Consider the following 24,115-nt stretch of genomic DNA (forward strand, 5'->3'; position numbering starts at 1 on the left):
AACGGGACCTAAATGGCTGACCGCCCTCTCCGAAATTACGAGGGTCCCCAGATTTTCCCTAGTCTCAGTTCTGGCCAAAGCGCCCTATGGGCAATGATCCATGACGATGAATCAAAAGTGTTATCACCCCGATAGGACCAGTGCTGAGTGAACGACTTCGAGTCGCGCCCGGGCTCTCGGAATGATTGACCAACAATCCCCACTCGAAATAAATCATCTAATATCTTTGATAATGTATACTTGGTTGTCATCATCTTCATTGTTTGGTCTCTATCCGCCTTATTTGCCCAGTTTCTTTCAAATGCAGAAATTCGGAAATGTCGCTCAAAGCCAAGGAGCCCCTTCTTAATAGCTTGTATCTCCTGAGCAGCATATTCAACGGAAAGCTCTTCTGCTTTCTCCCTCCAGGCCGCCGCGCTGTAGTTCGCAATAATTCTATCAATCACGGGTGCACCAAAGTATATTTCGTTACTATGAGACTGCGACGCAGCCTCCCCGAACAATAGAACAAGGTCTCTCGGGTTACACCAGGTCGTCTCCACGATAAAATCTTTCGGAGTCATACCAAACAAGTCTCGATGAAAATACTTTTCGAGTATGTTTTCGGTCTCCGGAAAGCGTGATATCGTCTCGGAAGCGCGTATTTTCTTCTCCAGAAGACGTATTATTGGCCAGTCTCCACCGCTTGTTTTAGCGAACCAGCGGAGCTCGCGCCCACGATCAGCCAAGATCTTGTTGATCTCGTGCGTGGGAGCGTTAAGCGCATGCAGCACCTCAGAACGCGCCGCCGCAACAATGTAAATTGGTTTATGCTCATCGATGAAAAAAGAATTTAATCTATCGATCGCGACGAGAAGATCTCTAATAAGTATTACATCTCTCTTGTGGGTCACTCTCGACGCGAATGATAGATTTAATTCGTCAAAAAATATATATACACCGCCACCCGATTCAAAACCCAGGCTTTTTAATAGCCGCATCGACTGCTCGACAACATAATTTACGGGAAATTCCCTCTCCTTCTCGGATAGTGGCCCCCTAATGTCTGCATCTATATATTTTGATTTAAATTTATACTTTCCACCCTTAAGAGCAGCCGAGAGCCAACTGAGGAGTCCTTTATTGTCCTCCCCATCGTAAAATCGCTTCATTAGTTCGCAGAATACCGCGACATCTTTATGACTTGAGAATGATATTCTATTCTCCTCAATTATTTTTGATATTTGCCTGAGAATGAATATCATCCACACATCGACCGCGCTCTCGTTGTGGACATCCACATCTTTTTGCTCAAAAATGTGTATTCCCGACATACTCCTTATCTTTTCCCTCTCAATGTCTGATATTTCCGTCGAGAAAGAAATAAACCTGTTTATACAACCACTATCGGACGTTTTTAGCTGAATATACCGTAGAATAGAAGTTTTTCCTGCGCCCTTTACTCCGTGAACAAAGAACCTATCCCCCTTAATGAATTCCTCCACGCTGATTCCAGCCGGCTCAACAAAAGACTGCCTAAAATGCTCAACATCGAGCGGATTTCGTGTGTTAACCTCATATCGAGCATCGACATTGCCAAAGCGCAACTGTTTGAGTGGAAGACGCAAGTTTGGCGTTTTTGCCATTAGTAAATTCCCCCGCGACTGTTTCGGAATCGAAATACCGTTCTTGACTGGCTGTTACTAGAACACACTCTCTAGGGCGGCCGCAATCGGAAGCAGCTTGCAGCCCTCGAATAGCCTAGCGTATGCTCAAGCGAGCAGCACTAGACTATGAAAAGGCGCGCATCACCTTTAATACAATTCCAGGCTTCGTGATGCAGCTTCCAGGGGATGCCTTGCATCAGTTCAAGCCGGCGCAGGTGTAGAAGGGTGAACGCGAGAGAGCCCTTTGAAATAGTATCTAGACTAGACGACGTCACCCGCACGGCGCGGTATAAGGAATGCCTTTAGGATAGACTATGAGCGTTGAAGACTTAATACGATATTGGGGAGAATTTGACGTCAAAGGGGATCCCCTGGTTCATCCGCAAGACGCTGACCAGATACTCAACGACCCACAAGTATACGAGGACGAAACAGAAACCCCAGAGGGATGGATGGTGGCATCCCAATTACCGGGAGTTCACCTTGGTCTGCTGCCAACACCCTACACAGGAAACCTTCGCAAGGCTGATATCTTCATCCTGATGCTCAATCCCGGCTTGGCAGCGGTGGATTTCTACGCTGAACGACAGCAAGATTATCGTGATCGATTAGTCAGAAATATACGGCAAGAGAATCTCGACGAGGACGCCTACCCCTTCTTTGCGCTCGATCCACGGTTCTGCTGGAGTGGCGCCTACAAATGGTGGATGGGCAAGCTGGAGAAAACGATCCAAGCGATAGCCCGACAGAGAGCCATTGGTTTCGTAGATGCTACACAAGAACTCGCCCGGCGACTGGCAGTAGTTGAGTTGTTTCCCTACCACTCAAAGAGCTTCGGGATGCATCGAGTTCTCGCAGAACTCCCCTCTGCGGTTCACGCCCGCGCCGCCACAGATGGTTTAGCACAGTTGCCTGATCGCCTAATTATTATCACCCGACAAGTTGGGGCTTGGGACCTCGCTGATGCCGATCACATCGTGCGCTATAAAAACGGCCAGGCGCGAGGAGCATCGCTATCCCCCAACTCATTGGGAGGACAAAGGATCATCGAACGAATGACCGAGAACTTATCGTTAACTTCCAGGGGCTTTTGAGCCGTATTGAACACCTCTCACACTATTCCGCTCCACCATTCCTCATGCGAACCTTCATGGTTCGCCATGCCAGGCTTCGTGAGGCAGTGACGAGGCCACGCGTAGCTGTCGATCTGGCGTCGCGGCCGCTCGTGCCAGTTGACGTTGAACGCCCAGTAGCGCGGGAAGAAGTAGAGGCTCGAATAGGGCAAGTGGTCGTGAATCCACCACGCCAGTTTCTGCCAGTCCCCTTTTCCTTGGAAGCTGTTCCAGAACGACGGCACGACGACGCAGGCGGTCGCTCCCATGCAGCCGTCGACGTCGCGCATGTCCCAGATGTGATGCGCGGCATTTGCCTCGTTTGAGGCGCAGTTGTAGCGGCGCTCGTTGCCGAGGCCGTTGACCTCCCTCGAGCGATAGGCAGAACGGATGGCGATGCGGCCGAACGCGTCCTGGAGCGGCTCGAGCAGTTCCTCGCAGAGCTTCGCGCCGGCCTTGATGGCGAGATCGGGGTCGTCAGGAATGTTCGAGAGGCCGTGGATTGCGGCAATATCGGAGTAGAGGAAGTCGCGCATGAAGAACGACTTTGAGAGTTGAACGCGCCCGAACTCCGTGAGCGCATCGACGGATGTCGGCTTCTTCATGGGTTCAGGCGCGCGGTTGCGCCCCCTGCTGCGAGCACAATGTCGGATCTCATCCCCTACCCCTTTTGATTTCCACCATGCTTAGCCTAGGTTGGCCGCGCTTCAGGAATCAAGAGTTCGAATTTATGATCACAGGTGAACTGCGCTCGAAGGTCGACCAGGTCTGGAATGCGTTCTGGGCCGGCGGCATTGCGAACCCGATCGAGGTGATCGAGCAAATCACTTATCTCCTCTTCATGCGTGGACTCGACCAGGCCGATCTGCTCGAGGAAAACCGCTCCACACGCACCGGGCAGGCGATGCGGCGGCGTATCTTTCCTGAAGGCAAAGACGGAATCGGCGCCGATGGTGGCGTCGCCTATAGCGAGATGCGCTGGTCGCGGCTCAAGAACAAGCCGTCGGCGGAGATGTTCGAGATCGTCGCCGATCACATCTTTCCGTTTCTGCGCGCCATGGCTGAGGATGGCAGCGCGCACGCCGCTCACATGAAGGGCGCGCGCTTCACCATTCCCACCCCCGCTCTGCTTACCAAGGTCGTCGACCTGCTCGACGGTATCCCGATGCAGGATCGGGATACGAAGGGTGACCTCTACGAATACATGCTCGGCAAGATCGCGTCGGCGGGCCAGAACGGTCAGTTCCGCACACCGCGCCACATCATCGCGCTGATGGTCGAGATGACGGCGCCGACGCCCAAGGACGTGATCTGCGATCCGGCGTGCGGCACGTGCGGCTTCCTGGTGGCTGCCGGCGAGTATCTGCACGACAACCATCCGAAGCTGTTCATCGATCCAGGCAGCCGTGATCATTTCCACGATGAGATGTTTCACGGCTTCGATTTCGACCAGACCATGCTGCGCATCGGCTCCATGAACATGACACTGCACGGGGTCGAGCGACCGGACATACGCTATCGCGACAGCCTGGCCCAGGAGCATGGCGACGAGGCCGACCGCTACTCTTTGGTGCTGGCAAACCCTCCCTTCGCCGGCTCGCTCGACTACGACACCACAGCGAAAGACCTGCTGCAGATCGTCAAGACCAAGAAAACCGAGCTCCTGTTCATGGCGCTGTTAATAAAGCTCCTGAAACCCGGCGGCCGCGCCGCGGTAATCGTGCCCGACGGCGTCCTGTTCGGCTCCTCCACCGCCCACAAGGCGATCCGCAAGATGCTGGTCGAGGATCACCGGCTCGACGGCATCGTCAAATTGCCCTCCGGCGTGTTCCGGCCCTATGCCGGCGTTTCGACGGCGATCGTGCTATTCACCAAGACCAACTCCGGCGGCACCGACCATGTCTGGTTCTACGACCTCCGAGCCGACGGCTTTTCGCTCGACGACAAGCGCACGGCGCTGCTCGCGGCCGAAAAGCTGGGGCCGACGCCCGGCCACAGGGAGGCCGGTCACTTCGTCAACCTGACGCTCACCGACGAGGAGTTGGCGAAGAACAACCTGCCCGACATCGCCGCGCGCTGGGGCGAGCGCCAGGGCAAAGAGCGTGAGCGCCCGCGCACGGCGCAGAGCTTCTGTGTGCCGAAGGCAGAGATCGCGGAGGCCGGCTATGACCTCTCGATCACACGCTACAAGGAGGTAGTCCAAGAGACGGTCGAACACCGGGCGCCGAAGGAGATCATCGCGGAACTGCTGGCGCTGGAGAAGGAGATCGCCGAGGGGCTGAAGGAACTGGAGGCAATGCTGTGAATCGACTAACCACTCTCGGCGGGGTGTGCGAGTTTAGATACGGCAAATCTCTGCCAGCGCAACTTCGGCAACCAGGCATCGCCACCGTCTATGGTTCAAATGGACCAGTTGGCACGCATGTCGAGAGCCTGCTTGATGGGCCGGCCATCATTGTCGGACGGAAAGGTTCCTACGGAGAAGTGCATTATGCCGATGGCCCGCTATGGCCAATAGATACGACCTACTTTGTGGACCAAACAGCCACGGATTGCTATCTCCGATGGCTATTCCATCTTCTGAAATTTCTGCCGCTCAACACTCTAAACAAGTCGGCTGCCATCCCAGGTCTGAACCGCGAAGACGCATATCGACAACCAATAAAGGTGCCGCCCCTCTCCGAGCAACGGCGTATCGCGGCGATCCTGGACAAGGCGGAAACGCTGCGCCGCAAGCGCCAGCGTGCCATCGACCTGCTCGACTGCCTCACGCAGTCGATCTTTGTTGACCACTTCGCAGGTGAAGAGAACCGCAAGGTGCCCATTGGCGAGCTTTGCACGATAAGCAGCGGCTCAACTCCGAAAAGAGATGACCCCGATAACTATGGCGGCAACATTCCGTGGATTAAGACCGGGGAGGTGAACGGAGGGATTGTCGAGCGTAGCGATGAGACCGTTACGGAGAAAGGAGCTCGTTCGGCGCGACTCAAGCGGTATCCAATAGGCACGATTTTGATCGCGATGTATGGCCAGGGTGCCACGAGAGGGCGGGCTGCAATCCTCGGCATCGAAGCTACGATCAACCAAGCCTGCGCCGCCATCAACGTGGGGCCAGAGATTCGCGCGGATTTCCTGTTCCATCAACTCCGAGGCGCATACGGTAGGCTGAGAGATCTTGGTCGAGGTGGCAACCAACCAAACCTGAACGGCGAACTCATTCGAGGCTTTGAAGTAATCGTGCCGACTATTGTTGAACAGGATCGATATGTCGCTGCCGTCAGAGGTATTGCCTCTCAAATTGAGCAAACACGAGGTCATGCGGCCGATGTCAGTGCCCTCTTCGTCTCCCTCCAACATCGCGCCTTCGCCGGTGAACTCTGATGGGCGCGTCTGTTCAAATGCTCGACAAATTTGTGCATTGCGGCGCTATCTGCGCGCAGGAAGGAAGCTTTGTTGAAAAACTTGAAGCAGTTCTGCCAAAAGGCTGTGCGGTCGACGCATTTCTTCAGTTCGACGAATGGCTCTATTTAGGATCGGCTGCCAGCGGCGCGCGAAGCCGATTGTCAGATTATCTGCGACGTCAGCGCCAACGGTCGGGTAAACTAAAGCACGCCGAGCTACGCAAATGTTTGGAAGCAGGTCTCGTCGAGTTCTGGGTGCTGCCTATAGAACCGCGAGTCCGCCAGATTGATGGTTATCCAGTTGACTGGCTGCTGGGCGTTGAACACGGTCTCATAAAGACACTGCATCCGCGAATCAACGCGCGCGAGCGTGTCCATGACTAGGCTGCGCGCGGTTTGTGCTTCATGGCACCGCGCCTTATCGGGCCAGCTCTGACCATGCCTGACGCGCTTGCCGGAACCGACTGGACCGAGCGCGAGATCGACCTGATCGTCGCCGACTATTTTGACATGCTGGCGCTCACCCTCGCAGGGCGTCCATTCGTCAAGTCGCAGCGCAACGCCGCACTCCAGGCGCTCACCGGCCGCAGCCGCGGCTCAATCGAGTTTAAGCACCACAACATCAGTGCCGTGCTCTACCAATTGGGAATGAACTGGCTGCCAGGTTACGTGCCCCGCCACAACTTCCAGCACGCGCTGGTCGACGGCGTCGAGCGTCATCTGGCGCGGCACCCGGTGCTGTTCGAGAACCCGTCGCCTGCTGCCCCTGCTCCCGGCATGCACGAGTTGGCCGCAATCTTCTTCGAGGAGCCCCCCGTGAGAGCCTTCGAGGATGTGCCGCGCGCGCTGGAGCGGATAGTCCGGAAGTTCGATCCAGCCCTGCGCGACGCCCGCAACCGCCAGCTCGGCAACCGAGGCGAGGAGCGCGTCTTCTTCGCCGAGCAATCCGGCCTGCGCGCCCAGGGCCGCAACGACCTCGCCCGAAAAGTGCGCTGGGTCTCGGCGGAGGATGGCGACGGCGCCGGCTACGACATCCGCTCGTTCGATCCGACCGGGCGAGAGCGGCTGATCGAGGTGAAGACAACCACCGGTCACAAGCAGACCCCATTCCTGCTGTCGGAGAATGAACGCGCATTCTCGCAGGAGCGACCGGACGCATTTCGACTGGTTAGGCTCTTCGATTTCGCGCGCGAGCCACGGGCTTTCGAGCTTACGCCACCGCTGGATCAAGCGGTGCTGCTCAAGGCAGCGACCTGGAGAGCTCATTTTTAGGGGGAGTGAACGATGACAAGCGAAATTGGCACATTTCGGCTGAGCTTGCCTGGACCGATGCTGCGGCGCGGTTTCTGGCTCTATGTCTGGAAGGCCGTGACCGCGGAGGGCCAAGAGTTGCTCTATGTCGGTCGGACCGGAGACAACTCCAGCCCCAACGCATCACCACCCTACATCCGCATGGGTCAGCACCTCGGGTCTATGAAGAACCAGAATGCTCTGCGGCGGAACCTAGTTAACCAAGGGGTCGAGCCCGAAACCTGTAACACCTTCGAACTCGTCGCTCACGGACCGCTTCATCCGGAGGTTGTGAAGCCTAAAGACTTCGATCATTCTGACCAAGCTGTTCGCTTGCAGCTGATGGAGGAACATTTGCCGCTGCGAAACATCGTTGGCGCAATGGAAAAGCGGCTCGAAAGAGATCTTCGAGCCGCTCGCTACTCCGTCATGAACGTCGTGAAGTGGAAGCATGACGTGGACGACGAGACTTGGGCTCCGGTTCGCTCCGCCTTCGCTAACGACTTTCCCAGACTGAAAGAGCTCGGCTAATGTCAAATTTCGTCTTTCTCGCCGCGGAGTTTCCTGCTGTCCACGAGGCAGCATTGGCGGCTGAGAAGCACGTCGTATCGGATCCGCGCGCAGCTGCATTCTATGCCGGCAGGACCGTAGAGGTCGCAGTCAAATGGGCTTTTCGGAACGATCCCGGCCTGACACTACCTTACCAGGACAACATCGCTGCCCTCCTTCACGAGCCCAGCTTTCGCCGCGCTACCGGCGAGCCGGTCTTTGCCAAGGCCCGCTACATCAACTCACTACGCAATCGGGCGGTCCATGAGGAACGCCGCATTTCTGATGGCGACGCTGTCGGCGCCGTCAAGGAACTGTTTCACGTCTGCTTCTGGTTCGCCCGCACCTATGGCCGCACCCAAAAGCCAGCCGAGGGGCTGACCTTCGACGCCACCGTGCTTTCTCGCCGCAACGACACGCTCAAGAAAGCCTTTGCCCATCTGAAGGCACAACAAGCCGAGCTAGATGCCAAGAATGGCGAGTTGACGCGATTGCTCGCGGACAGGAGCAATCTCGACGCCGAACTGAAGGCGTTGCGCGCCGAGGTGGCTGCCGCGCGAAGGGCGGCTGAGGTGGCACCGGTCGACCACGACTGGAACGAGGCTGAGACCCGTGACCGGTTCATCGATCTCCTGCTGCGCGAAGCTGGTTGGGACCTCACTGGCAAGGACGACCTGGAGTTTCAGGTTGAAGGAATGGCGAATGCCGACGGCTTCGGCTTTGTCGACTATGTCCTGTGGGGAGCAGACGGGAAGCCGCTCGGGCTTGTCGAGGCAAAACGAACGCGGAAAGACGCACGCCAGGGCATGCAGCAAGCCAAGCTCTACGCGGATTGCCTTGAAGCGAAATTCGGTCAGCGGCCGGTCATCTTCTACAGCAACGGCTACGAACACTGGATCTGGGACGACGCCAACCGACCGCCGCGGCTGGTCGGAGGGTTCTACACACGTGATCAGCTGGAGTGGCTGATCCAACAGCGCAGCAACAAGAAGGCGCTTTCCCAAGCCAAGATCAACCTGAAGATCGCCGGACGACCATACCAGCAGCGCGCCATTCGGGCGATCGCCGGCGCGGTCGAGGAAGATCGACAGCGAAAGGCGCTGCTGGTCATGGCGACGGGTTCCGGCAAGACACGCACGGTGATCGCTCTCGTCGACCTTCTCATGCGCGCTGGGTGGGTCAAGCGCGTGCTGTTCCTGGCCGACCGGGTCGCGCTGGTGAATCAGGCGACCGGTGCCTTCAAGACACACCTGCCCGATGCCGCGCCGGTCAATCTGGTCACGGAACGCACCACCGACGGACGCGTATTCCTGTCGACTTATCCAACGATGATGAACCTCATCGACGGAAGACGCGACGGCAAGGCGGCATTCGGCCCCGGACATTTCGATCTGCTCGTCATCGATGAGGCGCATCGCTCCGTCTACCAGCGCTATCGCGCCATTTTCGACTATTTCGACTCCCTGCTAGTGGGTCTCACCGCAACGCCGAAAGACGAGATCGACAAAAACACCTACTCGCTATTCGATCTCGAGGATGGTGTTCCGACAGACGCCTACACTCTCAGCGAAGCGGTGGCTGACGGCCATCTTGTGCCGCCGGAGGCGATTTCGGTCCCGCTCAAGATCGTGCGCTCTGGACTGCGCTATGACGAGCTCTCGGAGGAGGAGAAGGAGCAGTGGGAGATGCTGGAATGGGGCGAGGAAGACATGCCCGATTCCATCGATGCCGCCGAGGTCAACAAGCGTCTCTTCAATCAGGATACCGTCGACCAGGTCATAGCGCATTTGATGCAGAACGGCGTCAAGGTCGAGGGCGGTGACAGGCTCGGCAAGACCATTATCTTCGCCAAGAACCAGGCCCATGCTGAATACATCAAGCTGCGCTTCGACGTGGCATATCCCGCCTATGCTGGCCAATTTGCTCGCGTCATCACATATGACAGCGGCCCATACGCTCAGACGCTAATCGACGACTTCTCGCGCAAGGACAAGGCGCCCCACATCGCCATCTCCGTCGACATGCTCGATACCGGCATAGATGTGCCGGAGGTCGTCAATCTGGTCTTCTTCAAGCCGGTGCGCTCCAAGACCAAGTTCTGGCAGATGATGGGACGCGGAACACGGCTCCGCGAGAATCTTTTCGGCCCCAACCAAGACAAGCAGTTCTTCCGCGTCTTCGACTACTGCCAGAACCTGGAATTCTTTGGCGAGAACCCCGAGATCAAGGAACCGCGAGCGCCAAAGTCTCTTTCTGAACGGCTGTTTGCTACTAGGTTCGACCTCGTGCGCGCGCTGGATGCGACACCCGACCTGAGTGGCTTCTCTTCAGCTGATCAGTCAGCATACGGGGTTGGCGCCGACACACCGCCCAGCGAAGCAGAGGTTCGGGAGTCCGCGCTGGATGTATTGAAGCACACCGTTGCGGGACTCAACCTGGACAACTTCCTCGTGCGACAGAAACGCCGCGTCGTGGAGAAATACAAGAAACCCGGTCCCTGGGCGGATCTAGATGACGAGGCGCGCGACGAACTCGTCGGCGAAATCGCTGCGCTGCCCACCGCGCTCAATCTTGGCACCGAGGAGGCAAAACGCTTTGACCTGCTGATGTTCCAGCTGGAGCTCGCGCTGCTCAAAGGCTCGCGCCGCTTTGAAGCGCTGAAGAAGCAGCTAATCGAGATCCTATCGGCGCTTGAAGAGCAGACAGCCATCCCAGGTGTTGCCGCTCGCGCCGAGCTGATCGAAGCGGTCCGTGAACCGGAATGGTGGAACGGGGTCACGGTCCCTCTGCTCGAGCTTGTAAGGCTGCGCCTACGCAACTTGGTTCAGCACATCGACAAAGGGCGTAAGGCAATCGTCTACTCGAACTTCGCCGACGAGATTGGCAGAAGTGAGGAGATCGATCTGCCTCAGGTCGGGGAGGCAGACTTCGCTCGCTTCAAGGCAAAGGCACGCCACTTCCTGAAAGAACTCTCAGGCAACCAGGTGCTGGATCGCCTGCGCCAGGGTAAGGCGCTCACTGCCTACGATCTCGCGGAACTGGAACGTCTGCTGATCGAGGCGGGCATCGGCGCACGACATGACATCGCGCGCGCGACCGAAACAAGCCGGGGCTTCGGACGTTTTGTCCGCTCCCTCGTCGGCCTTGACCGGGGCGCGGTGAATGATGCCTTCGCTGAGTTTCTCACCCACGGCGCTGCCACGCATCAGCAGATCGAGTTCATACAGCTGGTGATCGAACACCTCACCGATAAGGGCTCGATGGATCCTGCCGTGCTCTACGAGGCGCCCTTCACCTATATCGCGCCGACCGGACCGGAGCAGGTATTTGACGACGCCCTCGTCGTCATGCTCGTCGAGAGGATCAGGGAGATCAACGACAGCGCGATGGTTTCATGAGCCCGCGCGAGAATTCGGTTCGGTAAACACGACTTCGACGGCAGCAGCTTGATCGGCGATGACCACAACCTCCCCCGACAACTTTTTCCTATCAGTTTTCGTGGGAAATCTGTTTCCAGGTCCTTATCGGGCCTGGCTCGAACTGATTTAAGGGGCTGGAGGCCTAATAACTTATTAGCCTTATGTAGGTGTTCGCTCCATGTGCTCCCTTACATCTACGAAGAATGAAGCACAGCCGAAAAATCGCCGGCGACTCGTTTGCCGAGATTTCTGAGCGCAATGCCTACCCTCTCGTTTATTTCCTCATAGGCGACCAAATTTCCCACAGGCCCTTTCCCGTGCCTTGGGCTTGGTCGCGCCTTGAGTCCCTTCCGCGCCAGATGAGCTAGGAGATCTTTACGCACCGGCTTCTCCTTTCTCTTCAGCGCATCGTCCATGACTTGGAGACCGATGACTCCGGCGTTCCGGAATTTCTCTGCCCGCCGCCGCTCGGTCCACGCCATCATCGCTACCCGGCGACCTGGCTTGAGCTGACGCTCGTCTACAAAAGTCGGCAGCATGAACTTGAAGAACTCCCCCTGAAGGCGTGCGAAGTTCAGCTTCTCTAGATCATACAGATGCTCGACGCCCACCGAAGACAATGGTGTCTGGCCCAGCGTCACCTCAATTCGCGTGCGCTTTTCAGCTTCGGCAAGTTCACGTCGAGTGCCTGTTGCTCGATTTTGGTTGTCGACCACCTTGTCCATGATGCGCCACGACACCGGCCCTTCTTTTGGTCCGATGTAGTAGGTTGTATCAACGGAAGGTGGTTGATCTTCTTCAGTAGAGATCGCGAAGTGGTCGTTAGTCTGCATCGACGCGGTTGACTTGTATCTGACTACGTGACTGACCTTCTTGATCAAGCCTGGCACGAACCTGGGCCTGCTGCCTGGTGCTTGGAAGAACGTCTGACTTGTCCAGAAATGGCGAGTGAGTGCGGTATGTAGGCGAGCACGTGCCTCCTCGCCTTGTTCTCTCGGGTAGAAGTCTACGCTAATCTCCATACTCCGGACGAGCGGGATCATATGAAGGCCATATTTCCTTTCGAAGTGGCGTTCCAACTCCCGGAGCTGGAGGATCGACGGTTCCTGCAGCCGCACGTCGAAGACATCTGTTACGCCGCCAGCTTTCTCTTCGAGCGCAACGGCATAGGCGTTTGCCTCAATGGCCTCCTCGATTTCTCGACGGAGCCATTGGAACTGCGTTGAACGCCCGAGGAAGAAGCGGATCTCAATCCAATCGATCACTGCTCGGCAAGTGTAGTCGTCAAGATCCACATCCGGTTTGAGCGCGAAGCGACCTGCCAAGCGAGGTTGTGACTTCTTCAAAACCTTCCGGTGAAACTGCAAGTCGCCAAGCGAATGAAATCCCCCTCGCCGGGAGACCATTGGGACAGTCAGATACAATAGGTTCTCCCGCAACACAGCGTTGGCCTGTATCGCGCGGACTAGCTTGATTCCGAGGGGGATAAAAACCCTATTTTCCCCTTGAAGCCCGATTAGCGATTGGTTACGCTACACTAACGGTAACGGTTACAAGAGAATCTACAACATGGCGCTGACCAATGCAGAGAAGCAAGCGCGATGGCGCCAACGTCAACGCGCAAAAGCCGCTGGCCTCCAACCAGAGAAGGAACTTTCACCGGAACCTCTCACAATCCCCACGCCTCTAGCTCTTGCTGATTTTGTGAAATCGAGAGAGCCGGAGCTGCTGGAGGTCTTTGAATCGTTCCAGGATGAAGGATTACCGGTCGCACAGTTTCTAACATGCGAGCAGAAGGGCGATGAAGTTCAATGGACGCGGAATGCAATCCGCAGCCTTTCGGAAGCTCTCGAGACAATCACAGGCACATTGAGCGAATACCAGATCGAGATGATCGACCAGGAAATCGCCCGGTTAAGTGCGGAGAGCAAGGCAGATCCAGCCAAGCTAGACGCCAACCTCGACACGATCTTGCGCTTCAAGGTGCTCCGCCGTGAGCTTGAGCGCAGGCACCGTCTCAACCTTCGAAACTACCACTGACCAAACCAAGTGCGCTTATCGGAGCCGGCGAAATCGCCGGCTCCTTTTTTTTGGTCATGCCTCTTGCGGAAACGATCGCAAACGGTTACTCAATTACTGTGGTTACGTAACCATAACCAAGACACCGGAGAATAGACATGACCCTTGAATCCACCACCACTGCCAGCAAGCTGTCCGCGCCGATCGATGGGATTGACGAGCTTGAGCTCAATAGCCCGACAGATCTGAATGAGAAATCGCATCAAAAGTCCCTCAAAGGGAACAAAGCGGGGACGTCTTCATCGATGATGGCAACTACCAAATCTAACACGGTGTTAGATTTGCCTTCTAACTCCACTAGGCCTACCGACCGGATCACGAAGGGTGCTGACGGCAACATCATCATTCCGCCATCGCTAGAAAAAGAAATGAGCAAGGCGGCAGACCAAATCCGCAAACTGCACGGAACTGCGATCGCCAACATAGTCGGAATCGGCGCTCATTTGTTGAAGATGAAGGCTCAGCTAAAGCACGGTGAGTTCGCAAGGTGGTATGAGCGCGAGTTTGGCTGGAACGCAATGACCGTCAATCGTCGTATGAACGCTGCGCAGGCATGGATGGCTATACGCAAATGTGTGCCCGAAGCCAAGCTCGGCTCTCTGCCACCTACCCTGCTCTATGATTATGGGAAATTGACAAGCGATCAGCAGCGGGAAGTCGCACTGGCTGCCAAGTCTGGGAGCAAAATCAAGGCTGACGACTTTAAGAAGTCGCCCGAGAAAAATGCTGCGAAGTCACCTCCGGTAAATTCAAACAATGACGCAGCGGAGGAACTGGCGAGATTGATAACCGACGCCCTTCCACTCTCCCGCCGCCGCGAGATCGCAAATCACTCTGGCTTCCGGGCTGCTAGCTTTGGCCAGACTCTTCAGAAGGGAATTGCCCGGTCTTTTGGGGCATCTTCTAATATGGAGGCTGCATAACTCGATCTGATATACGCTGCCCTCGTCCACGAGCTTTAGCTGCAGCTTAACCACGCCCGCCGGAATATTTCGGCGGGCTTCTCGGTTAGTCCGAGGCACTACGACGTGGGGGCTCCACCGGTGTGAGCATTTGCCCACTATGGCAGGAACCTCACGGCCCTAATCGTAGCTCGCAACCAGGCGCATAGTCCGGCGTGGCGTAGTAGTTTCCAACCGCCTTCGAGGTTAGCATCGTGAAACCCTGATACTGATCATGGGTGAGTATGCGCGCGCGGAACGGTTGCAGCCTGCATTGCCGTTTGGCGACGAGTAGGTTCCGCTCTGCATGCAGGACGGAGTCCGGATAGTCGGTGAAGCTCTGGCCCTGTTCCGCGGCTGCAGCGGTCACGGAGCCATAGGCGCCGGCGACGCCGTGAATCTTCAGATCTTCGCAAAGCTGGACAAGGCGATCATCCGCGCTTTTCTCCACGAGCGCGCGCAGGTTCATCATGTCGTCGGTCATCGGTGAGTTTCTCCAGAAAGGTCGGCATCGCAACCAGACCCTACCGGCAAGCGCCAATGATCAGCGCTACCCCGGCTACACCACGTCCAGGGACGTCACCGCCCCCGCAGTAGAACGGATTGGCCGAGGCCGTGAAAAACAAAAAGCGCGACTATGTCCGCGCCTCATCGCGTCCGACGCCAGAACCGTGTTGCAAACGCTGACATTGTGGATCGAGCACTACAACAGCCGTCATCCGCGCAAGGCCCTCGGTTATCGCGAGTTTATCGTGGACGAAACCCAACCTTGATCGTGTCCGAACATTCCGGGGCAAGAACAAGTCGCTTATGCTAAAATACTGAGGGCTGCTGACTGCGGAGGGAAATATGGGTGCCAGTTGGACCACAATATTTGAAAAGCATATTCCGCGGCCAAGCTACGATCGCCCCGTGGTCTGCGATGGCTTCCCTGACCATTGTCTCGTGGTGATCATTGGAGAGAATTCATCGACTGATCTTGATACGGACTGGTGGTCATATTGGGATGAAGGTCATGGGTTCGACTATGATCGCTTCATGGGCGACTATCACAGGCGAAAACCTCGGCTCTACGGAACTCGCCTGCGGTTCGACGCTGTCAGGAAGGAGGGTTACAGAGTGATCGAGACGAATGTGTTCCGCGATCCCGGCCCAAATGGCTCCCAGTTCCAACGCAACAATCTCCCCTTGATACAAGCCATGATAAACAACATGCCAGGTTTCAAGGGCATCATCGCGCACGGAACGATAGCTCGACGTGCGGTGCAACAGCTACGGCTCCCCAAGAACGGGAGAGTCCGTAGTTGCCGGCATTTGCGAATTGAGAAGATCGATGTGGTCATGGGGCTGGTTCGGAGTCTAATCGTTCCAGTCCGAGGGTGAATCGGAGCCTCGACGATACTTGCACTGCAATCGACAAGCCAGAAGTAGCCGTCCATACCGTCATTGTTGCGTGGGGCCAACGCAGATGAACAAAACATATAAGGTGGCAGCAGTGCTGCTTGTGTTGCTCGCAACTGGATGCAATCCCTTCGCAGATAGTAGGTCGAGTCCTCCAACAATACGCGGAATATCCGCCGACATGACGGTTGACCAGATCAGAAGCACTCGTGGCTTTTCGCAACAGACCTGGCTAAGGACTCCCCATGGGGAGATGACGATTTACAGTCGTGCGCCAGTCGATAATGACGGCTTATACATTAGCTTCATAAAAAGCATCATCGGAGACACTCTTGAATTCCATTGGGAATTGACGCTCTTGCAGACACTCACTGTGGAGCAAATTGCGGCCGACGCTCGAGAAAAATTCTCAAGCTATGGTATGCCATATGTCACAAAGAGCTCAAGTTCGGAGCCATCTGGGGCCACCTATGAGCACGTCTATCTGGTCTATGGTTGCGAAAACTGTGATGAACTCGAGGCTCCTTATTGTCAGATGTCGAAGCTTGTCTTCGAGCTTTGCATCATTGCGCGACGCTACGGCGAGGAGAGGAGGCTCAGCGGCTATTGGCACAACGCAGATGCCTACGTTGCTCAGGGCGAGTGGATTGAGCAGATGCGCGAGAAAGTGGAATTCTAACGCACTACCAACGCCACAGCTGTCGCTTCGAGGATGAGCAGCATGACAAGAATAGGATTAGGAAGGCCAAGACCGCGTTTCCAAGCCTTGCCGAGCGAGTCAGAAAGCACCGGAGATTGCGGTGCGCCACGGACTGGATCGCAAGCCCAAAGGCGCCCACAACAGATTACGACCCGCGATCAACCACTACAGAAATAATCGCTTCCGATAGATCCGGACCGACACGCTGGAAGCCAAGAAGCCGCGCCACTGCACGTGTCATCTCCTCAGGCAGCATCATGCCACTTTCAGCCTGAATCTTCTTCGCGGCCGCCTCGATCTCGATCGGCGGCAGATACTCGGCTTTCAAAACCGAACCTGTCTCCGCCCGTCGGTCCCTCACCGGAGGCGCTGCGACCTGATCAGCTGTTGCAAGAAAGGCGCCGAGCTGCAGCAGATTGGCATCCCGCTGCCGCGCAACCCGCACAGCGCGCATCGTTGCTTCTACGATGCGGTTGCCAGTGCGCACCTTACCGAAGGCGGCAGAAATGCGACGAGCGACCTCATCAGCGTGTATCGGACCTTCCACCGAAACGATTTCAGCAACGAGATCGGCGAGATGCTCCATCGGCGCCTCATGTGGTTCTTCCATCCTTGAAGACGCAATATCGGCTCTTTGGTAGGCGGGAGCTGACAGCTGAAGATGATCCACATCGAACTGTTCCGGCGCCGCAGATTCAAGCTCGGCAACTACGGAATGTCCGTGCCCCCTTGAGCCCCGAAGTTCGATCCCATCGGACGCAGCAACCGTTGCTTCACGAAGAATCTTCTCAAGTTTCTTGATTTCGAAGCTCCGTCGGTAGAACCAGTCCGTGCTCCAAATCCTGTGAAAGCGCCAACCTAGTCCCTCCAGCACATCCTGCCGAAGTCGATCTCGTTCCCGCGCCCATAGTGCAGAGTGGTAAGCAGCACCATCGCATTCTACTGCAATGAGATAGTGCCCTGGTCGGTCTGGATGACGCACCCCGATGTCAATTCGGAAACCAGCCGTTCCAACTTGCGGATCGGCTTCGTAGCCAAACCTCCGAATGACCTCCAAAACATCCTCTTCAAATGGACTGTCTGATGCTAGACCCGTCGGCACTCGCTCTTCGATGATTCCTGTCCGAGCAAAATCCAAGAAACGTTTAAGCACCCTTGGTCCGTCTCGAGACGAGCGTGTCGCGTTAATGTCTCCTGGATCAAATGAGGCGAATACCTCACACCGCACACGAGCCCTTGAAAATAGCACATTGAGGCGTCGCTCGCCGCCCTCACCATTAATTGGCCCGAACGATTGGGAGGCCAAGCGTCCGTTGGGCTGCTGAGGGCCATAGCCTACCGAAATGAGGATCACATCGCGTTCGTCGCCTTGAACATTCTCAATATTCTTGACGAACACGTCTTCCGCGTAACCTTCCCGCAGGAACGCATCGAGAACCGCATCCTTGCGACGCTCGTGCTCCAGGACTTCTGTCAACATGCTTGATTGGGACTTGGAGAACGCTACAACGCCAAGTGAAAGCTCCGGATGCGTCCGAGCGTGCTCAGCAACAGCCCTCGCGACATGCTCCGCCTCAATCCTGTTGGTTCCAGCCCTTGCTGCTGCCGCTTTGCCACGCGAGTAGACGCCCGGCACTCGATGGAAACGAAGTCCGAAATTCGGATCCAACTGCAATGGCGAGGGTGGCAGAACCAGCCGGTCGTCATAGAACTCGGCGTTCGACACGCGTATCAGCGAGGGGTCGCGTGACCGATAGTGCCATTCTAGCATCCGTGATCGCAAACCACGCGCTTCACACAGAGATAGTATACTTTCCATATCGGCAGCTGTCGCCCCGACTGGCACCTCATCGTCCTCGTCTTCAAGATCTTCGCCCTCGTCGATGAGGCGGTCAAAGAACGATGTAGGAGGCAACTGCTTCTGGTCACCGACCACGACGATCTGGCGCGCCCGTGCGACAACACCAAGTGCGTCTTCAGGTCGAATTTGCGATGCTTCATCGATCACTAACAAATCGAAAGTTACCGAGCCCGGCGGCAGAAACTGTGCGACGGAGATCGGACTCATTAGCATTACCGGCTTGATCCGCTGGAGCATGGAACCAGCGTTCTTCATCACCCATCGAATTGGCTTATGTCGGCTTTTTCTTCCGATTTCACCACGTATGATAGCCATTTCGCCCATGCTGCCACGCGGGATTTGGGCGTAGTGTTGAGAGAGAATAAGCTTCTGTGCGTCGCTAAGACGTTTTCGTTCGCTTTCCTGAAACAGTCTAACCAACTCGCTCCGGTCAAGCCCCTCAAGCTGCGCCAGCTCCGGCCTTGATGCGCGGGCGGCGTTCCAACGCGCTTCTGCACACGCGAAGAAAAATTCCTCTTCTGCTCCCTCTGGCAGGACAGACCCTTCATCTAGTGCCTGGATGAGACGACCGGCACCAATCTCCTGAACCTCGCCGTAGACCCGCGCAAGGGTTGCCCACTCGGTATAGCGGTCGGGCGCGTCGCGCATCGACTCCATTGCCCTCAAGAGCTGAGATAGCGATGCGTGTGCCAGTTCACTCCCGAAGCCTGCAACAGCAATATCGAGCGACAACCTATCTACTACCCTCTGCGCCCCCGATAGCATCTCGTTCCTCAAACCGCGCAGGCTATTGGCAGTTTCAGAGGGAGCCCTGACGCCATTCAAGACAGCACAGATCTCTGAGGCTGACTCATATCCGGCGCTGCGAACATTCTTCGCCCATTCAACCAGCGCCTGGAGCCGAGCGAAATCAGTGCGTTCGCCACGCCAGTTTGATCCGAGGACACCGGGCAACCAACCCTCATCGTCGGCAAGTCGCCGGCGCAACTCCTGAACCTCTACCAGTTGATCAACAATCGCGAGACGCTCGGAAGGCGACTTCGGAATAGCGATCGACGTCAAAGTCGATAACTCCGAGCACGCCTTTCGATAAGGTCCGAAGACTCGGGCCCAAAGCGACCTACTGCCCTCTGCGATAGCACCTCTTATTTGCCGTGCGTCACTGGAGAAAGCGACCTGCGTGAAGACGTCTTGGGCGGCGTTGTGAGCGGCCGCCCATTCGGCGCCTGCCAATAGAGCCTCTTCCAGTCGCGGCTGCCCGACACAATCAAAAAGCGATGGTGTAAGCTGCTCTGATGCAAAGTCTGGAGCATTCGCGAAAAGATCAAGAGCGCGCAGCAATCTTTCGATATCCACGATATTTTCCGGGTTGGGTTGTCGAATTACTACCGCGTTTCGCTCTATCATCTCAAGCAACTGAGATAGACACTTAGTTGCAGCTGCTAGTTCGCCCTCAAGTCTCGATAGATCGGTTGGCTGCAGGTGGTGGTTGCCTGTGCCCTTAAAGGGATGGGCCTCAATGCAGCCTACCGTCTGCAAAGCCTCGAGGAGTCGGCGAATGGTTTCTCGAGCACGTTGTCTCGCGTTCTTATCAAGTTTTTCCAAGCCATCGAGGGTGAGTGACGGTGGAGGGACGCCCTTTCCAATCAATCCAATGATTTCTGACATCGCGTCGAACGGCGTGTCTGAGGTGCCGGCGATAGGAGAGTGGAGCAAATCCGAAATCTGGTTCAAGCGATCCCGCTTCGCTCGCAAAGCGTCGGCTTCATTTGCAGTGACGACGGCCGAGCCACTAGCCATGAGGGTCCGACCAAGTTCCTGTGCCAATGCCTTCTTGTTTGCACTACGTGAGTGAAGTTCAAGGCAGACGTCCCGAAGCCCCGCCCGAACAAGCCGCTGGTGAACGACTGAGAGAGCCGCCATCTTTTCAGCTACGAACAACACCGTCTTGCCGTCGTGAGCTGCGGCTGCGATCAAATTCGTGATCGTCTGTGACTTTCCAGTGCCGGGCGGTCCCTGAACAACAAGATTTGCGCCGCGCCTCACCTCCTCAATGACCTTAGTTTGTGATGCGTCTGCGTCGACGACCTGAATGATATCGGCTGGATCGAGAAACTGATCCAACTTGTCCTCTGGTCCAAACATCGGTTCGTCGGGCTCAAACCCCTCTTTCAGTAGCCCTGATAACAAGGGATTGTCGGTTAGCTCCCCGTCCGGCCAAGTTGCAGGATCCAGATCTCGATGCATTAGCAGCTTCGCAAACGAGAAGAAGCCTAACTGAATGCCGTTCCCATCGATTGACCACCCGGGTTGTCCCGACACTGCTTCGACAACGTCGGAAAAATATTCTGAGGGGCACCACTCTTCTGCGTCCTCGACTTCGGGAAGCAAAATCCCAAAGTCTTGACGCAGCCTCTCCTGAAGCGGCAAGTTTGTCGTTATTTCGTCGTCGCGTGATCGGACGTCAAAAGTTGAGGTGCGGTCATTGCGCACCAGCTCGACCGGCAAAAGGACTAGGGGCGCTTCACGCCAGATTTCTGAACTGCTACTTTCCCGCCATTTCAAGAATCCGAGTGCGAGATAAAGTATATTGAGGCCCTGCTCTTCTTCAGCTGTTTTAGCATCATGGGCTAACCGCAATAGCCGGCGTGTCTGCGCCTCTGGCCCGAGAGGCGTCTCTAGAAGCAGATCGGTTAAGCGGTCACTTCCTGGTGGATCCGCAAGCGCCACAACATCACCGTCATAGAGAACAACGGTCTCCTCATCCTGATGGCGGTCCTTGCCCATCGCCTTAAACCGCATCCTCTTTGACTGAATACGCAGAAGGTCGAAAACTGCATCCGAGTCTTCATTCACGATGTTGAGGCAATTCGCTCTTTGATTTGCGCGGTTTACATGAACAAGTCTGTTTCTAGTGCCAGTCTCGAGAAGCTTGAGACGAGCACTTTCTAAGACTCGAACTGACAATCTTTCGGCACGATCAAGCATTGTTCTTCATCCCCCCTCGCATGAAGCATTTCTCACGCTCGCACGCACATATTGTCAATACAAGCAGCCTCAATTCCTCGCCTTGCGCCACCCGGCGTGTCGCGCCTCGAGCTCGCTGCAGAACCAGCGCTCGCCATAGGCCAGTGTTATGATCGTTCGGCTGTAGTAGGGCTGCCCAGGCACATGATAGATGCGCTCGCCGGTGGTGTAGCTGAAATTGCCCTTGATCATGCAGCCGGATCCGGGAACGAGAGGTTTCAGAGCGCTCCAGGACAACTCGTCGGCTGTATATCCAATGCCGACTGCACTGACGAGCATCGCGGCGACAAGGAGTGCTGGAACGGATGGTCCACCGAACCGCCTTGGCCATATGTCCTCAGCGAGCACCTTGAGCTTCACAGGATCACCATGCTTCAGCCGGCGCCAAGGCGAAACGTTGCGACGCACACCTCGCCAGTTCGCTCGATACTCGCTCTTGCCCATGGCGAAGTATTATCCGTGACCCGGAAAGATCCGGTTTCCGGAAATGCTAAAATGCTTGATTGCGTCGATGGAGATAGCTGGCCAAAGGAGAGGTGGCTCTGTGAGCACCGAACTGCCGCGACAAATACAAAGGCGCCAACCAGGCAGCAATATCGAACTATCTGACTATCTTCTTCCACATCAATCCCATGCCGGACCCTATGTCGTCCAAGGGATGCTGGGCGAATACAGCGACACGCCTGTCGAAATTGACATGTTTCCCTCGAGAGTAAATTTCGTGAGCGGCTCGTTCTCGACAACATGGTGACAACCAAAACGCCGGCGGTTCTCGGATCCAAGGACACGAAGATCTCAATTTGGTTGTCATCGGGAACGCACCGACCGGCCGCTGGGAAGGTTAGGAGGTTAGGGTTCACCCCGATCTCTGGGGACCCGAGGTATCCGGATGGCAATGCGCGGGATTGTCTAGGACTTCGACATTCGACACCGAAGAGCTCGAGAACGGCGATGGAGGCTTCTTTACCAGGGCTTCGTTAGTCCTCCTCCGTGACGCGGCGGTGCACGTTCCGCCCCAATCGCTGGAGCGCATCGTGGTGCGGTTCTTGTGGGGTCCACCGGGCGCTTGCTTCCCCTTGGTTCCTGGCCCGGCCGGGCGCTTGTTTCCCCTTGGTTCCTGGCCCGGCCGGGCCGTGGCGATCTCGTTTTCCGGGCGCGCACTACCAGTTCGGATCTAGCGCTTCCGACGGGACAGACGCAGACGAACCTCGCCATTGACCGTTCGCTCGATGACGACGCGTGGCTGCACAGCACAAAGATCAACCAGCACGCGGAACCCATAGCTGCGAGGATCAAAGTGCCGATCCTCCTGGAGAAGCTGCCGTTGCAGTTCCTCAAGCAGAATCCACCCATCATTCTCTGCGTGTTCATGGATGCATCGCTTCACGATTGGTGCAAAGTCTTGCACTCGCAACGGTGGCTTGGATTTTGACCCCGGCGTGTTTGCGGGGTTCTTCTTCAGAAGGCTGTCCACATAGATGAAGCGTGTCGAGAGCTCTCGGAGGCGGTCAGGCGTGTGTCGCTGTCCGACCAGATAGACCGGGAGAGCTTCTGCGTCGAACCTGGCCATTAAAGGCATGAAATCGGTGTCGCTCGAAACGAGCAACAGTCCATCGATTTCTCGGCGGTAGAGTAGATCCATTGCGCGAACCGCCATAGCTACATCGACACCGTTCCTGTTGCTGGCAAGCCGATCGAGCTGCACCTTCTGGATACCGTGCTTGCTACAGGCTTTCGACCACGCCTCCGACTGCGTGAGCTTGAAGTCGGCATAGGCCTCCTTGACGATGGCGGCGCCAAGAGCCGTCACCTCGTCCATGACCCCGTCAGCACATCCCGGAGGCACGTTGTCACAATCGATAAGGAGAGCCAGGCGCCGCACGCAGCTTGGACTATTCACGTAGCTCTCCTGCGGGGGCGGTGCCGAGGTCCTGGATGTCGAGAGCTGTGCCGGGCGAGTGTCGGAACAGCTGCCGCAGTGCCTGTGTGCGAGCGAGCGTCGGCCGTGGATCGTTGCCATTGGAAGCGCACCGGATGACGTCGACCCAGTAGCGCTCGTGCTCTGTGAGACTCACCTGTCGCGGATGGCGTGCGTGTTTCATGCCACTGCTCTTCACTTGCCGAAAATCCCTCTGATGGCTGCCCTTCCTCTCAAGGTGAGGCTCGGATCACTGTTGTCGGATGCAGCTCGGATCTCATCGATCCACGCGACTTCGTTGCGCGTGACGACGGCGCCGAAGATCTCCCGGACAGCGACTTCAACTGTATCGCCACCGCCCTGCTCCAGCGCGAGCTGAAATAGACGGCGCGCATCGCAGTCTAGTGCCTTGGCGAGACCCGGCACGCGATCGAGTGGCAGCTTGGCGGCTCCGGTCTTGATCATGGTGAGCATGTTCGTGCTGACGAAACCCGCCTCGACAGCGATGTCAGCCTGGCTCTTCTGTGGCCGCAGCTCGAGAATGCGCTTCTCGAGAAAGCGCGTGAGCCTGGTGTCCTCATAACGATGCCGTCTGCTCATTATATCTCCTGTCGCAATCAATCGAACTACTGACGATATAGCGAGAGGAGTGAGGGGTGCTGTGAGACGGATACGGACAAATGCGTTCTGCCAGCTCGTGACGTGTTTCCTGTATGTAAGTCGTGCGAAAAGTAGATCGCTCCCATTTCGAGCTCGGGCGAATTGTGTATT

Annotated in this window: 19 protein-coding genes and 1 pseudogene; 12 read left to right on the top strand and 8 right to left on the bottom strand. The window is 56.4% G+C overall.

Annotated elements, in window-relative coordinates:
• Window positions 1–35: 35 nt before the first annotated feature.
• Window positions 36–1,625: a hypothetical protein gene (locus tag AAFN84_RS14955; RefSeq protein ID WP_347515401.1), complete on the bottom strand. Its 1,590-nt coding sequence runs from the start codon at window positions 1,623–1,625 to the stop codon at window positions 36–38.
• A 335-nt stretch (window positions 1,626–1,960) separates the two neighbouring features.
• Here AAFN84_RS14955 and AAFN84_RS14960 point away from each other — a divergent pair, with 335 nt between their 5' ends.
• On the top strand, window positions 1,961–2,740 hold the full coding sequence (locus AAFN84_RS14960; protein WP_347515402.1) for a hypothetical protein: 780 nt from the start codon (window positions 1,961–1,963) through the stop codon (window positions 2,738–2,740).
• Window positions 2,741–2,757: 17 nt separating this feature from the next.
• Here AAFN84_RS14960 and AAFN84_RS14965 read toward each other — a convergent pair whose 3' ends face one another.
• The gene (locus AAFN84_RS14965; protein ID WP_347515403.1) at window positions 2,758–3,363 is read right to left on the bottom strand and encodes a hypothetical protein; all 606 of its coding nucleotides are present in this window, start codon (window positions 3,361–3,363) and stop codon (window positions 2,758–2,760) included.
• Window positions 3,364–3,488: 125 nt separating this feature from the next.
• Here AAFN84_RS14965 and AAFN84_RS14970 point away from each other — a divergent pair, with 125 nt between their 5' ends.
• Genes AAFN84_RS14970 through AAFN84_RS14995 form a run of 6 tightly spaced genes read left to right on the top strand, consistent with a single transcriptional unit; the run spans window position 3,489 to window position 11,396 of the window.
• Window positions 3,489–5,063 carry a class I SAM-dependent DNA methyltransferase gene (locus tag AAFN84_RS14970; RefSeq protein ID WP_347515404.1) on the top strand — a complete coding sequence of 525 codons (1,575 nt, stop codon included), beginning with the start codon at window positions 3,489–3,491 and terminating at the stop codon, window positions 5,061–5,063.
• Complete coding sequence (locus AAFN84_RS14975) at window positions 5,060–6,139, top strand: restriction endonuclease subunit S (protein WP_347515405.1); 1,080 nt, start codon at window positions 5,060–5,062, stop codon at window positions 6,137–6,139. Before AAFN84_RS14970 ends, AAFN84_RS14975 begins: the two co-directional genes overlap by 4 nt.
• Window positions 6,139–6,543, top strand: a complete 405-nt coding sequence (locus tag AAFN84_RS14980; RefSeq protein WP_347515406.1) for a hypothetical protein — start codon at window positions 6,139–6,141, stop codon at window positions 6,541–6,543. The genes AAFN84_RS14975 and AAFN84_RS14980 overlap by 1 nt, the downstream gene beginning before the upstream one ends.
• A 21-nt stretch (window positions 6,544–6,564) precedes the next feature.
• Window positions 6,565–7,431, top strand: a complete 867-nt coding sequence (locus AAFN84_RS14985) for a DUF3883 domain-containing protein (protein WP_347515407.1) — start codon at window positions 6,565–6,567, stop codon at window positions 7,429–7,431.
• 12 nt (window positions 7,432–7,443) lie between these two features.
• Window positions 7,444–7,980 carry a hypothetical protein gene (locus AAFN84_RS14990; protein ID WP_347515408.1) on the top strand — a complete coding sequence of 179 codons (537 nt, stop codon included), beginning with the start codon at window positions 7,444–7,446 and terminating at the stop codon, window positions 7,978–7,980.
• Entirely contained in the window at window positions 7,980–11,396 is a 3,417-nt protein-coding gene (locus AAFN84_RS14995) for a DEAD/DEAH box helicase family protein (RefSeq protein ID WP_347515409.1), read from the top strand. The genes AAFN84_RS14990 and AAFN84_RS14995 overlap by 1 nt, the downstream gene beginning before the upstream one ends.
• Window positions 11,397–11,611: 215 nt before the next feature.
• Here the strand turns inward: AAFN84_RS14995 and AAFN84_RS15000 are convergent, their stop codons facing one another.
• Window positions 11,612–12,841: a hypothetical protein gene (locus tag AAFN84_RS15000; RefSeq protein WP_347515410.1), complete on the bottom strand. Its 1,230-nt coding sequence runs from the start codon at window positions 12,839–12,841 to the stop codon at window positions 11,612–11,614.
• A gap of 145 nt (window positions 12,842–12,986) precedes the next feature.
• Between AAFN84_RS15000 and AAFN84_RS15005 the strand changes: the two genes are divergently transcribed.
• Entirely contained in the window at window positions 12,987–13,457 is a 471-nt protein-coding gene (locus AAFN84_RS15005; RefSeq protein ID WP_347515411.1) for a hypothetical protein, read from the top strand.
• A 137-nt stretch (window positions 13,458–13,594) separates the two neighbouring features.
• Window positions 13,595–14,419 carry a hypothetical protein gene (locus AAFN84_RS15010; RefSeq protein WP_347515412.1) on the top strand — a complete coding sequence of 275 codons (825 nt, stop codon included), beginning with the start codon at window positions 13,595–13,597 and terminating at the stop codon, window positions 14,417–14,419.
• Window positions 14,420–14,570: 151 nt separating this feature from the next.
• Here AAFN84_RS15010 and AAFN84_RS15015 read toward each other — a convergent pair whose 3' ends face one another.
• Window positions 14,571–14,921, bottom strand: a complete 351-nt coding sequence (locus AAFN84_RS15015) for a hypothetical protein (RefSeq protein WP_347515413.1) — start codon at window positions 14,919–14,921, stop codon at window positions 14,571–14,573.
• A 104-nt stretch (window positions 14,922–15,025) separates the two neighbouring features.
• Here AAFN84_RS15015 and AAFN84_RS15020 point away from each other — a divergent pair.
• From AAFN84_RS15020 to AAFN84_RS15030, 3 genes and pseudogenes are all read left to right on the top strand, one after another.
• Window positions 15,026–15,210 (top strand): annotated as a pseudogene (locus AAFN84_RS15020) (integrase core domain-containing protein); the annotation flags it as partial.
• Between the two features lie 76 nt (window positions 15,211–15,286).
• Window positions 15,287–15,820: a hypothetical protein gene (locus tag AAFN84_RS15025; RefSeq protein ID WP_347515414.1), complete on the top strand. Its 534-nt coding sequence runs from the start codon at window positions 15,287–15,289 to the stop codon at window positions 15,818–15,820.
• Between the two features lie 199 nt (window positions 15,821–16,019).
• Complete coding sequence (locus AAFN84_RS15030; RefSeq protein WP_347515415.1) at window positions 16,020–16,517, top strand: hypothetical protein; 498 nt, start codon at window positions 16,020–16,022, stop codon at window positions 16,515–16,517.
• Window positions 16,518–16,683: 166 nt separating this feature from the next.
• Here AAFN84_RS15030 and AAFN84_RS15035 read toward each other — a convergent pair whose 3' ends face one another.
• The 4 genes from AAFN84_RS15035 to AAFN84_RS15050 all read right to left on the bottom strand — a co-directional run bounded on the left by AAFN84_RS15035 (window position 16,684) and on the right by AAFN84_RS15050 (window position 23,944).
• A complete protein-coding gene (locus tag AAFN84_RS15035; RefSeq protein ID WP_347515416.1) occupies window positions 16,684–21,387 on the bottom strand; it encodes a DUF3320 domain-containing protein in 4,704 nt (1,567 codons plus the stop codon).
• Window positions 21,388–21,456: 69 nt separating this feature from the next.
• Window positions 21,457–21,870, bottom strand: a complete 414-nt coding sequence (locus tag AAFN84_RS15040; protein WP_347515417.1) for a hypothetical protein — start codon at window positions 21,868–21,870, stop codon at window positions 21,457–21,459.
• A 730-nt stretch (window positions 21,871–22,600) separates the two neighbouring features.
• The gene (locus AAFN84_RS15045; RefSeq protein WP_347515418.1) at window positions 22,601–23,446 is read right to left on the bottom strand and encodes an NYN domain-containing protein; all 846 of its coding nucleotides are present in this window, start codon (window positions 23,444–23,446) and stop codon (window positions 22,601–22,603) included.
• A 93-nt stretch (window positions 23,447–23,539) separates the two neighbouring features.
• Window positions 23,540–23,944, bottom strand: coding sequence for an XRE family transcriptional regulator (locus AAFN84_RS15050; RefSeq protein ID WP_347515419.1), 405 nt, complete (start codon window positions 23,942–23,944; stop codon window positions 23,540–23,542).
• Between the last annotated feature and the right edge of the window lie 171 nt (window positions 23,945–24,115).

This window comes from Mesorhizobium sp. CAU 1741, from assembly GCF_039839275.1.
GTDB lineage: Bacteria > Pseudomonadota > Alphaproteobacteria > Rhizobiales > Rhizobiaceae > Aerobium.